Here is an 11,712-nt window from a genome sequence, read left to right as displayed (position 1 = left end):
CTTCCCGCCGAGGAGACACCCGACATGCCCACCCGCACGCGCCGCCCCGTCACCCTGGCCGCCGCCGTCGCCACGGCCGCCGCCGTCGCCACGGCCGCCGCCCTGGGCGCCGGCGCCCTCGCCCTCGCGCTCCCTGCGGCCGCCGCCGACACCCCGGCGCCGCCGCTGCCCCTCGTGGACGGCACCCTGGACTGGGGCATCAAGCAGTCCTTCCGCAACTACCTCGCCCAGCCCTTCGCCAAGGGGAGGACCACCCTGGAGGGCGGCGCGACGCAGGCCGCCGGCAACGGCGTCTTCACCTTCGCCGAGGGCACCGGCACCTACGACACGACCGGCCACGCCACGGCCACCGCCTTCAAGGGCGGCGTCCACTTCGAGGCCCACGAGGGCGTCCTCGACATCCGGATCTCCGACGTCCGCCTGAAGACCGCCGGTTCGGCCGCGCCCACCGGCGAGATCACCGCCGACGTCGTCACCAAGGAGAAGGACGGCTCCTTCACCACCCGCGACGACGTCTCCTTCGCCGCGCTCGACATGACCGGCGTCCGCCCCGGCCAGGGCGCCGGCGGCGCGATGGTCTTCAAGGACATACCCGCCACGCTCACCGGGGACGGCGCCGCCGCCTTCGCCGGCTTCTACAAGGAGGGCGACGCCCTCGACGCCGCCACCCTCACCGTGAAGGCCGGCGCCCGCCCGACCACCCCGCCCACCACGCCGCCGCCCACCACCACGCCCCCGACGACCCCGCCGACCACGCCCCCGACCACGCCGCCGACGACCGCCCCGACCACGGTGGCGCCGACCACCGCCGCGCCCACCACGCCGGCCCCGACCACCACCGCCACCGGCCCGACGGCGACGGCGACCACGCCCGCCGAGGACCCGGCCGGCGTCGTCGCCGGGCGGCTCACCTGGGGCGTCCTGGAGCGCTGGCGGGTGTACGTCGCCGAGCGCTGCGGCGGCACCGTCACCCCGGCCGCCGGAGCGGTGAAGTCCGGTTCCGCGTACGGCTTCCAGGCCGACGAGGCCGCCCTCGACGCGGACGCCCGTACCCTCACCGCCTCCTTCACCGGCCGGATCGACTTCGTCTGCGCCGCGCACGGCATCGACTGGCGGATCGGCGGCGTGAAGCTCACCGCGAGCGGCACCACGGGCACCCTCACCGCCGACGTCACCACCGCCTCCGGCACCAGGAAGGGCGTGCGCTTCGCCGAGCTCGACCTCGCGAAGGCCGACTGGACTCCGGAGGAGGACGTCGTCACCCTCGCCGCCCTGCCCGCGAAGCTGACCGCCGACGGCGCCGCCCTGTTCGCCGCCCCCGGCGGCGCCTCCTTCTACGACGCGGGCCTCGCCCTCGACCCGGTGACCGTCTCCCTCGCCCTCGACGAGGACGCCACCCTCCCGACCGCCACGACCGGCAGCACCGGCACCACCGGCACCACCGGCACCACCGGCACCACCGGTTCCACCGGCACCGTCACCACCGTCGGCGGCACCGTCGGCGGCGCGGGCACGGTCGGCGGTTCCGGCGCCCTCGCCGCCACCGGCTCCTCCGCCCCCACCGGCCTGCTGGCCGGCACCGCCGCGCTCGTCGTCGCCGCCGGCGGGGCCGTCGTGGTCGCCGCCCGCCGCCGCACCGCCGACGGCACCGAGTCCTGACCGACCGTCATCCCCCCCGACCCGGCAGGGCCGCACCCCGGAAAGCGAGGTGCGGCCCTGCCGTCTGCCCTTGGATGGTTCAATTCCGCCATGAACACGACTGGGGAGACCGACACCGAGATCGACGTCCTGCGGGTCTTCTGCGCGGGCGACGGCCGCCACGGCAACGCGCTCGGCGTCGTCCGTGACGGCCGCGCCCACCCCGACGAGTCGTCCCGGCAGGCGCTCGCCAAGGAACTCGGCTTCAGCGAGACCGTGTTCGTCGACGACCCCGAGCGCGGGATCGTCGACATCTACGCCCCCGGCCTGCGGCTCCCCTTCGCGGGGCACCCCCTCGTCGGCGCCGCCTGGCTGCTCGACCTGGAGGTCGTCCACCCGCCGGCGGGCGAGGTGTGGGTGCGCGGCGACGGGGAGTTCACCTGGATCGAGGCGCGCGCCGAGTGGGCCCCGCCGCGCACCCTGCGCCAGTACGGCTCCGCCGCCGAGGTGGACGCCCTGGAGGTGCCGCCGCCGGGCGAGTGGATCTACGCCTGGGCGTGGGAGGAGGAGGCCGCCGGGCGGATCCGGGCGCGTGCCTTCCCCGGCCGGGGCGACGGCATCGACGAGGACGAGGCCACCGGCGCGGCGGCCCTGCTCCTCACCGACCTGCTCGGCAGGGCCCTGAACATCACGCAGGGCCGGGGGTCGCAGCTGCTGACCGCCCCCGGCCCCGACGGGATCGTGGAGTTGGGCGGACGGGTCCGCCTGGAGGGCACCCTCACCCGGTGAGGGGCCCGGTCACGCGCTGAGCGGGAACTCGCCGCCCAGCTCGCGGAAGACGCCCGTGTTGAAGGCGAAGGCCCGCTTGCACTCGTCGACGATCCGCTGCTTCTCCAGGTCGTCCGCGTTCACCCCGTCGAGCAGCTCGCGGTAGGCCCGCTTGAAGGCGGCCGGGTTCCCGATCGCGTCGAAGACGTAGAACCGCACGCCGTCGCCCTTGCGCTCGAAGCCCCAGGTCCGCTCGGCCTTGTCGCGGATGATCTGACCGCCCGACAGGTCGCCCAGGTAGCGGGTGTAGTGGTGGGCGACGTAGCCGGCGGGCCAGTCGCGGGCGCACTCGGCGACCCGCGCCGCGTACGCCTCCGTGGCGGGCAGCGCCGAGGCCCCGGCGCGCCAGCCGGGCCCGCGCAGATGGGCCAGGTCCGCCTCCAGGGCGGCCGTGCGGAAGAGCTCGGGCTGTATGAACGGCCCGGCGACCGGGTCCTCCCGCAGCGCCTCCGCACCCTCCTCCAGGGCCCGGTACACGAACCAGAGCTGCTCCGTGTAGCGGGCGTACGCGTCCACGCCCAGGCGTCCGCCGAGGAGGTCGCCCATGAAGGACGAGGTCTCCGCCTCGGTGTGCTGCTCGTGCGAGGCCGTGCGGATCAGGGTGGAGAAGGGGGTGTCCAAGGCGTGCCTCCGGGACCGATGGGGCGGGGACCAGTGACCCGATGGTGCCAAGTTAGGCTTACCTAAGTCAACTGGTTCCCGACGACCTGTCGGTAAAGGCTGTACCCCGTCCGGGGCTCAGGGCAACGTCAGGACGTCCGCCCCGGTCTCGGTCACCACCAGGGTGTGCTCGAACTGCGCGGTCCGCTTGCGGTCCTTGGTCACCACGGTCCAGCCGTCGTCCCACATGTCGTACTCGTGGGTGCCGAGGGTCAGCATCGGCTCGATCGTGAAGGTCATGCCGGGCTGGATGACGGTGGTGTGGTGGGGCGAGTCGTAGTGCGGCACGATCAGGCCGGAGTGGAAGGACGTGTTGATGCCGTGCCCGGTGAAGTCCCGCACCACGCCGTAGCCGAAGCGCTTGGCGTACGACTCGATGACCCGGCCGATGATGTTGATCTGCCGGCCCGGCTTCACCGCCTTGATCGCGCGGTTCAGCGACTCCCGGGTCCGCTCGACGAGCAGCCGCGACTCCTCGTCGACGTCGCCGCACAGGTAGGTGGCGTTGTTGTCGCCGTGGACGCCGCCGATGTACGCCGTGACGTCCAGGTTCACGATGTCGCCGTCGCGCAGCACCGTGGAGTCGGGGATGCCGTGGCAGATGACCTCGTTGACCGAGGCGCACAGCGACTTGGGGAAGCCCCGGTAGCCCAGGGTCGACGGGTAGGCGCCGTGGTCGCACATGAACTCGTGCGCGACCCGGTCGAGCTCGTCGGTGGTGACTCCCGGGGCGATGTGCTTGGCGGCCTCCTCCATCGCCTGCGCGGCGATGCGGCCGGCGATCCGCATCCGTTCGATCGTGTCGGGGTCCTGCACCTCGGGCCCCGTGTAGGGGGCGGGAGCGGGCTTTCCGACGTACTCGGGGCGACGGATCGAGCCCGGGACGGAGCGGGCGGGGGAGAGCTCCCCCGGTACGAGAAGCGACTGGCCAGACATGCCAGCGAGTCTAACGACCGCGTCTGGGGCAGCATGGTCCCGAGGGAAGGAGCCGACGACCATGGCCCTGTTCAAGAAGCGCACGGCCGGAAAGCCGGGCGAGTGGTACTACTGCCTGGAACACAAGAAGGTCGAGGAAGGGCCCGAATGCCCGGCGAAGAACCGGTTCGGCCCCTACGCCACCCGTGAGGAGGCCTCCCACGCCATGGAGACCGCCCGCGAGCGCAACCTGGAGTGGGAGACCGACCCGCGCTGGCACGACCGGCCGGGGCCGGACGAGGACCGGACCTGACGGCGGGCGGCCGGGACCCGGATCACCCGGCCCCGGCCGCCGCCGCCTCCTGCTGGGCCTTGCGGCGCAGCGCGTCCTCGTCGGTGCCGGAGTCGTACCGGATCAGCTTCGGCAGCGCCAGGCACAGCAGGCCCACCGAGGCCACGCAGGCCACCCCGCCCGCCCACACGGCCGTCCGGGTCCCGGTCCAGCCCGCCATCACGCCCGCCCGCACCTGGCCGAGCTGCGGGCCCACGCTGTACGACAGCACCTCGATGCCCGCCAGCCGGCCCCGCAGCTCCTCCGGGATCGTCTGGTTCCAGATCGTCGAGCGGCCCAGCCCGCTCAGCATGTCGCCGGCGCCCGCGAACGCCAGGCACAGCAGCACCAGCCACACGTTCCCGAACCAGCCCGCGCCCGCGATCGCCAGCCCCCAGCCCGCCGCGCCGCCCGCCACCAGCAGCCCGTGCCGCCGCACCCGCGACGTCCAGCCGCTGGTCAGCCCCAGCACCAGGGAGCCGACCGAGCCGGCCGCGTACATCAGGCCCAGCGACCACGGCGCGTCCAGGTCGTCCGCGAGGAAGGGGAAGACCGCGTTCGGGAAGGCGAAGACCATCGCCGCCAGGTCGATCGCGTACGTGCCCAGCAGCACCGGCCGCGACCAGGCGTACCGCGCGCCCTCCGCGATCGACCGCAGCGACGGCTTCTCCGCGTCGTGCGCGGGCGGCGCGGGCGAGAGCCGCCGGCACATCAGGACCGACGCCGCGAACCCGGCCAGCGTCACCCCGTACGCCGGGGCGTGGCCCGCGTAGGCCACCACCACGCCCGCGAGCGAGGGCCCCGCGATCGCCCCCAGCTGCCACCGCAGCGAGTTCAGGGCGGCCGCCGCCGTCTGCTGCTCGTGCGGCACGATCCGCGCCAGCAGCGAGTCCAGCGCCGGCCGCTGGAGCCCGGCCAGCGCCGACACCCCCGCCGCGACCACGTACAGCGGCCACAGCAGCGGCTCGCCGAGCAGCGAGTTCAGCAGCAACAGCAGCGCGAGCAGCCCGAGCCCCGCCTCCGTCGCGACGATCACGCGCCGCCGGTCCACCGCGTCCGCCAGCGCCCCGCCGTACAGCCCGAAGACCACCAGCGGCACCAGCTCCACGGCGCCCATCGCGCCCACCGCGAACGGCGAGTCCGTCAGCTCCTTGATCTGCAGCGGCAGCGCCACCATCGCCATGGCACTGGCGAAGTACGTGACGAGCCCCTGGCCCCAGAGCAGGCGGAAGTCGCGGGAGGACCGCCACGGGGCGGTGTCGGGGAGCACGGCGGCGAGCCGGGAGCGGAGCGTGGAGGGCGCGGGGGAGGACACGAGCAACCATGTTCAGCCGACCGGTGGCCCGGGGCAACCGAATTCCGCGGGGCGCCGGACGCGCCGGCGGGCGCGTCCGCCGGCGGCCGGGCACCGCTCCCTCACCAGCGCGCCGGGGGCGGCGACGTGAGGTGGTCGGCCAGGAGGGAGAGCCGGTGCCGCAGGCCACGGCCCCGGGGCGCGGGCAGGCTGTTCTCGCCCGCCGCCGCGCCCACCAGGTGCTGGACCGTGTCCAGGTCCACCCCGGCCCCCTCCGCGACGCTCAGCGCCTCGTGCGCGAGCCCCCGCACCTCCGGGTCGCCGCCGTCCAGGGAGAGGACCGTCGCGCCCGCCCGCCGCGCGTCGTGCACCCGCTGGAGCAGCCCCTCCTCCGGCCGCTCCGGCGCCACGACGAGGAGCGTCGCCCCCCGGCCCGCCGCCTCCAGGCGCCCCAGGCCCACCGCCAGGTGCGCCGGGTCCCCCGGCCGCGCCCGGTGCCGCACCAGCGTCGGCGCCAGCTCCGGCAGCCCCGACCAGGCCGCCTCGTCCACCAGGTGCGCCGCCAGGTGCCAGGGCTCGTACGCCTCCGTGCCCACCAGCAGCAGCCCGCCCCGCCGCGGCACCACCGACGCCCGCAGCGCCCCGGCGAAGCGGCGGGCGGCCGCCGGCCACTCCGTCCCGGCGAGCACTTCCCGCAGCAACGCGACCCGTACGGCATCCATGGCGCCGCATCCTGCCGCAGGAGACGCCCGCGCGCGGCCCGTTGTCCCCGATCCACCCGAACGGGGTCCGAACCGCTCGGTAGGGTCGGCCCATGACTTCCTCGACTTCCCCCCGCCCCGCCAAGGACCCCTGGGACCTCCCCGACGTCTCCGGGCTCGTCGTCGGCGTCCTCGGCGGCACCGGCGACCAGGGCCGCGGCCTCGCCTACCGCCTTGCCGCCGCCGGCCAGCAGGTGATCATCGGCTCCCGCGCCGCCGACCGCGCCGAGGCCGTCGCCGCCGAGATCGGCCACGGCGTCGAGGGCGCCGACAACGCCGAGTGCGCCCGCCGCAGCGACGTCGTCATCGTCGCGGTGCCCTGGGACGGCCACGCCAAGACCCTCGAATCGCTGCGCGAGGAGCTGGCCGGCAAGCTCGTCGTGGACTGCGTCAACCCGCTCGGCTTCGACAAGAAGGGCGCCTACGCCCTCAAGCCCGAGGAGGGCTCCGCCGCCGAGCAGGCCGCCGCGCTCCTCCCGGACTCCCGGGTCGCCGCCGCCTTCCACCACCTCTCCGCCGTCCTCCTCAAGGACACCTCGATCGCCGAGATCGACACCGACGTCATGGTCCTCGGCGAGGAGCGCGCCGACGTCGAGATCGTGCAGGCGCTGGCCGGCCGCATCCCCGGCATGCGCGGGGTCTTCGCCGGCCGGCTGCGCAACGCCCACCAGGTCGAGTCGCTGGTCGCCAACCTGATCTCGGTGAACCGCCGCTACAAGGCCCACGCGGGCCTGCGCGTCACCGACGTCTGAGCGGTCCTCCCGCCCCGGGACGGAGCCGGAGAACGGACGCTTCGGGGCATGGGGGACACTGGTCGGGCACCCTCAGCCGTACCCGACAGGAGCCGACCCCCATGCCCCGTCTCGCCCTCTGCGCCCTCGTGGTCTGCGCCCTGGCCGTCGCCGCCGCCGTGATCTCCTTCGTCAACGGCAGCTTCATCGGCGTCGTCTGGGTGCTGCTCGCCGGCCTCTCCTCCAACATGGCCTGGTACTACGTCCGCCGCGCCAGGGCCGAGCGGGCCGGGGCCGCCGAGACCGCCGGGGTCTAGAGCGGGCAGTACTCCGGCGTCCCCTCCCAGAAGCGGAACAGCTCGGAGCCGCAGTAGCGGGTCAGGTCGCCGACCCCCAGCGACCGCATCAGGGCGTCGACCGCGTCGAAGAAGGCGCCGTTCACGACCGGCACGAAGAGCAGCGCGATCACCACGAAGAAGCCGTACGGCGCGTACGGCTCGATCCGCCGCTTCGTCCGGTACGACAGCCAGGGCTCCACGATGCCGTAGCCGTCGAGCCCCGGCACCGGCAGCAGGTTCAGCAGCGCGGCCGTCACCTGGAGGAACGCCAGGAAGGCCAGCGCGTACCGGAACGCCGGCGGCACCCCGTCGAGCGCGCCCAGCCAGAACGGGGCCGTGCAGACCACCGCGAACAGCACGTTCGCCAGCGGGCCCGCCGCCGCGACCAGGCTGTGCTTCCAGCGGCCCCTGATCCGGCCCCGCTCGATGAAGACGGCCCCGCCCGGCAGGCCGATCCCGCCCATGATCACGAAGAGCACCGGCAGGACCACGCTCAGGACGGCGTGGGTGTACGCGAACGGGTTCAGGGTCAGATAGCCCTTGGCGCCCACCGTGACGTCCCCGCCGTGCAGGGCCGTGCGGGCGTGCGCGTACTCGTGCAGGCAGAGCGAGACGATCCACGCCGAGGTGACGAAGAGGAAGACCGCCACCCCGGGCAGGGCGGCGAAGTCCGTCCACACCGCCCAGCCGGTGACCGCCATGACGGCGAGCACCGCCAGGAAGACGGGGCTGATCCGGCGCTCCTGGCGGCGGACGGCGGCCGAACTCATCACGGGTTCCCCCCGGGGGCGTGCCCCGCACGGGACGCGCGGGCTGTGTGCCGGAGAACGTACCGCCCCGCCCCCGGGTTCCCCGTCCCTCCCCGGCGCACGGCGGACGACGGGCCCTCACGGAGAATGGGGGAGTGCGTTACCGCCTCCTGGGACCGACCCGAGTGCTGACCGCCGACGGCAGCGAGCTGCCCGTCGGCGGCCCGCGCGTCCGCGCCCTGCTCACCGCCCTCGCCCTCCGGCCCGGCCGGGCGCTGCCCGTGGCCGCCCTCGTCGACGAGGTCTGGCACGGCGACGAGCCGCCCGCCGACGCCGTCGCCGCCCTCCAGGCCCTGGTCGGACGGCTCCGGAAGGCGCTCGGACGGGACCGGGTCCACTCCGTCGAGGGCGGCTACCGCCTCGGCGCCACCCGCGAGGACGTCGACCTCTTCCGTTTCGAACGGCTCGCCGCCGAGGGGTGTGCCGCGCTGGCCGCCGGGGACGCGGGCCGTGCGGCGGCGCTCCTGGACGAGGCCCTGGGCCTGTGGGCGGGGCCCGTCCTCGCCGACCTGCCCGACCGGCACGCCGAGGCGGCCCGCTGGGAGGCCCGCCGCCTGGACGCCCGGCGCGCCCGGCTCGACGCGGCGCTCGGCCTCGGCCGGGCGGCCGAGGTGCTGCCCGAGCTGACCGCGCTCTGTGCCGGCCGGCCGCTGGACGAGCCGCTGCAGGTGCTGCGGATCCGTGCGCTGCGGGAGGCGGGGCGGGCGGCGGAGGCGCTGGCGGCGTACGAGGAGGTGCGCCGGACGCTCGCCGACCGGCTCGGCGCCGACCCCGGTCCCGGGCTCCGCGCCCTCCACGAGCGGCTGCTGACCACCGGGGACCCCGCCCCCGCACGGGCCCTCCCCGCCCCTGCCCCCGCCCCCGGCAACCTGCGGGCCCGGCTCACCTCCTTCGTCGGGCGCGACGAGGAGATCGCCGCCCTGCGCCAGGACCTGGCCGGCGCCCGGCTCGTGACCCTGCTCGGCCCCGGCGGCGCGGGCAAGACCCGGCTCTCCCAGGAGGCGGCCGAACGGGCCGCCGACGCCTGGCCCGACGGCGTCTGGGTCGCCGAACTCGCCCCCGTACGCGACCCGGAGGCCGTCCCCGAAGCCGTCCTCACCGCCCTCGGCGCCCGCGAGACCGTGCTGCGCGGCGCCGGCGCCGAGGAACTGCGCGGCGGCGGGGATCCGCTGTCGCGTCTGGTGGAGCACTGTGCGGGGCGGCGGATGCTGTTGCTGCTGGACAACTGTGAGCATGTGGTGGGTGCGGCGGCGCGGTTGGCGGAGGCGGTGCTGGCGCGGTGTGCGGGGGTGCGGGTGCTGGCGACGAGCCGGGAGCCGTTGGGGGTGCCGGGGGAGCGGCTGCGGCCGCTCGGCCCGCTGCCCGAGGCGACGGCGCTGCGACTCCTCGCCGAGCGCGGCGCGGCGGCGCGGCCCGGTTTCGACGGGGCGGAGGACCCGGCAGCGGCGGGCGAGATCGTGCGGCGGCTCGACGGGCTGCCGCTCGCGATCGAACTGGCGGCGGCCCGGCTGCGGATGCTGTCGGCGCGGCAGATCGCGGACCGCCTCGACGACCGCTTCCGGCTGCTGACGTCGGGGGCGCGGACGGTGCTGCCGCGGCAGCAGACGCTGCGGGCGGTGGTGGACTGGTCGTGGGAGTTGCTGGAGGAGCCGGAGCGGGCGGTGCTGCGGCGGCTCGCGGTGTTCACGGGCGGGTGTGATCTGGAGGCGGCGGAGGCGGTGTGCGCGGGTCCGGAGGGTGCGGACGTGCTGGGCGTGCTGGGTGCTCTGGTGGACAAGTCGCTGGTGGTGTCGGCGCCGGGGGAGCGGGGGATGCGGTTCCGGCTTCTTGAGACGGTGGGGGAGTACGCGGCGGAGCGGTTGGCGGAGGCGGGGGAGCGGGAGGCGGTCGAGCGGGCGCACCTGACGTACTACCGCGAACTCGCCCGCACCGGGGACCCCGCCCTGCGCGGCGCGGGACAGGTCGACGCCATGGCCCGCTTCGACGCCGAGTACGGCAACCTCCGCACCGCGCTCGCCCGGGCCGTCGCCGCCCGCGACGAGGACGAGGCGCTCGTCCTCGTCCACTGCCTGCTCTGGTACTGGCAGCTGCGCGACCTGCGCGCCGACGCCCTCCAGGGCGCCCGGGCCGCCGCCGCCCTCGGCCCCGACCCCTTCGCGCCGCCCGCCGCGCCCGTCGTACCGCTCCACGAGCCGTGCACGGCCGGGCCGCCGCCGCTCTCCGAGGAGCAGCGCTGGGAGGCCCGGCGGGGCGTCCGGCTCGTCGAGCTGTTCAACATGGACCACGAGACGGCCCGCTGGACCACCCCCGAGGGCACCGCCCGGCTCCGCGAGATCAGCGCCGTCTACCGGCCGGGGCTGCCGCAGACCTGCCGGCTCCCCGGCTCCTTCGCGGTCTTCGCGGTCGTCATGCTCGGCGACCCCGGCAGACTGCACGACATCCTCGACACCACCGTCGAGGCGTGCCGCCGCAACGGCTACGACTGGGAGCTGGCCAGCGTCCTGCACCTGCGCGCCAACATGCTGGCCAACCGGGGCGACTGGGCCGACCAGGCCATCGCCGACGCCGACGAGAGCCTGGTGATCTTCGAACGGTACGGGGACGCCTGGGGCATGGCCGAAGCGCTCTCCTCCCGCGCCGAGGCCCATGAGCGGAAGCTCGAATTCGACGAGGCCGCCGCCGACTTCGTCGCCGCCATCGGCTACGCGGAGAAGATCGACGCCGTCTCGCAGCAGGCCCTGCTGCGTGCCCGGTACGCCGACATCCTCGTCGAGACCGGCCGGTTCGAGGAGGGCGAGGCGATCCTCCGGGAGGTCCTGGACGGCCGCCACGGCACCGGCCACGAACCGCAGCTCGCCGCCCGGCTCTTCCTCGCCCACGCCCTCGGCCGCACCGGCCGCACCGAGGAGGCGCGGCAGCACCTCACCGCCCTGCTGGGCGAGTTCAGCAGCGAGACCCTCTCCATCTTCGAGGGCTTCACCCTGGCCGGCCTCGCCTGGATCGACGTCCTGGAGGGCGACTACGCCGCCGGGCTGCGGAACGCGATCGAGGGGTACGGACGGTCGCTGAGCCCGCTGTCGATGACGGTCGCCCCGCAGATGCCGTCCGGCCACCTCACCATCGCGGCCTGGGCGCTCGCCGGGCTCGGCGGCTCCGCCGCCCGCACGGCGGCCGTGCTCCTGGGGGCCCGGGAGGGCCTGGTCCCGGAGGGGCACCGGCGGCCGGCCCTGGAGCGGGAGAACCTGGAACGGGCCACGGAGCTGGCCCGCGCGGCCCTCGGGGAGGCGGAGTACGCCCGGGCGTACGCCGAGGGCGACGGCCTCTCCCTGGAAGAGGCCGCCGCCCTGCTCGGCAGCGCCGCCGACGCGATCAGTGAGCGCGCCGAGTCCTGAGCCCCCGTCACGGGG

The 11,712-nt window shown here is 75.5% G+C and carries 11 protein-coding genes; 6 read left to right on the top strand and 5 right to left on the bottom strand.

All coding sequences use genetic code 11. The annotated features are described in order from the left end of the window. Positions 1-24 precede the first annotated feature (24 nt). Together ACF1ED_RS12895 and ACF1ED_RS12890 are read left to right on the top strand one after the other, a co-directional pair. Complete coding sequence (locus ACF1ED_RS12895) at positions 25-1,659, top strand: HtaA domain-containing protein (RefSeq protein WP_391759539.1); 1,635 nt, start codon at positions 25-27, stop codon at positions 1,657-1,659. A gap of 90 nt (positions 1,660-1,749) precedes the next feature. Further along, on the top strand, positions 1,750-2,427 hold the full coding sequence (locus ACF1ED_RS12890; protein ID WP_391759537.1) for a PhzF family phenazine biosynthesis protein: 678 nt from the start codon (positions 1,750-1,752) through the stop codon (positions 2,425-2,427). Between the two features lie 9 nt (positions 2,428-2,436). On the opposite strand, the gene ACF1ED_RS12885 is transcribed toward ACF1ED_RS12890, so the two are convergent. After that, a complete protein-coding gene (locus ACF1ED_RS12885; RefSeq protein WP_391759535.1) occupies positions 2,437-3,087 on the bottom strand; it encodes a heme oxygenase (biliverdin-producing) in 651 nt (216 codons plus the stop codon). A gap of 117 nt (positions 3,088-3,204) precedes the next feature. Next, positions 3,205-4,062: a type I methionyl aminopeptidase gene (map, locus tag ACF1ED_RS12880; protein WP_391759533.1), complete on the bottom strand. Its 858-nt coding sequence runs from the start codon at positions 4,060-4,062 to the stop codon at positions 3,205-3,207. 61 nt (positions 4,063-4,123) lie between these two features. On the opposite strand from map, the gene ACF1ED_RS12875 reads away from it, so the two are divergent. Continuing rightward, complete coding sequence (locus tag ACF1ED_RS12875) at positions 4,124-4,354, top strand: hypothetical protein (protein ID WP_391759531.1); 231 nt, start codon at positions 4,124-4,126, stop codon at positions 4,352-4,354. A 22-nt stretch (positions 4,355-4,376) separates the two neighbouring features. On the opposite strand, the gene ACF1ED_RS12870 is transcribed toward ACF1ED_RS12875, so the two are convergent. Further along, positions 4,377-5,687 carry an MFS transporter gene (locus tag ACF1ED_RS12870; RefSeq protein ID WP_391759529.1) on the bottom strand — a complete coding sequence of 437 codons (1,311 nt, stop codon included), beginning with the start codon at positions 5,685-5,687 and terminating at the stop codon, positions 4,377-4,379. A 101-nt stretch (positions 5,688-5,788) separates the two neighbouring features. Further along, positions 5,789-6,388 carry a hypothetical protein gene (locus ACF1ED_RS12865; RefSeq protein ID WP_391759527.1) on the bottom strand — a complete coding sequence of 200 codons (600 nt, stop codon included), beginning with the start codon at positions 6,386-6,388 and terminating at the stop codon, positions 5,789-5,791. A gap of 92 nt (positions 6,389-6,480) precedes the next feature. On the opposite strand from ACF1ED_RS12865, the gene npdG reads away from it, so the two are divergent. Then, a complete protein-coding gene (gene npdG, locus ACF1ED_RS12860) occupies positions 6,481-7,179 on the top strand; it encodes an NADPH-dependent F420 reductase (protein ID WP_391759525.1) in 699 nt (232 codons plus the stop codon). A gap of 101 nt (positions 7,180-7,280) precedes the next feature. Next, positions 7,281-7,475 (top strand): hypothetical protein, encoded by a 195-nt coding sequence (locus ACF1ED_RS12855; protein WP_391759523.1) that lies wholly within the window; start codon positions 7,281-7,283, stop codon positions 7,473-7,475. On the opposite strand, the gene ACF1ED_RS12850 is transcribed toward ACF1ED_RS12855, so the two are convergent. Further along, positions 7,472-8,266: a site-2 protease family protein gene (locus ACF1ED_RS12850; RefSeq protein WP_391759521.1), complete on the bottom strand. Its 795-nt coding sequence runs from the start codon at positions 8,264-8,266 to the stop codon at positions 7,472-7,474. The two genes, ACF1ED_RS12855 and ACF1ED_RS12850, sit on opposite strands and share 4 nt — an antisense overlap. A gap of 134 nt (positions 8,267-8,400) precedes the next feature. Here ACF1ED_RS12850 and ACF1ED_RS12845 point away from each other — a divergent pair, with 134 nt between their 5' ends. Then, a complete protein-coding gene (locus tag ACF1ED_RS12845; protein WP_391759519.1) occupies positions 8,401-11,697 on the top strand; it encodes a BTAD domain-containing putative transcriptional regulator in 3,297 nt (1,098 codons plus the stop codon). Positions 11,698-11,712 lie beyond the last annotated feature (15 nt).

The organism is Streptomyces sp. NPDC014656 (assembly GCF_043084305.1).
In the GTDB taxonomy this organism is placed as follows: Bacteria; Actinomycetota; Actinomycetes; order Streptomycetales; family Streptomycetaceae; genus Streptomyces.
Note: the sequence above shows the minus strand (reverse complement) of the source record. Positions and strands in the feature narration are given on the sequence as shown.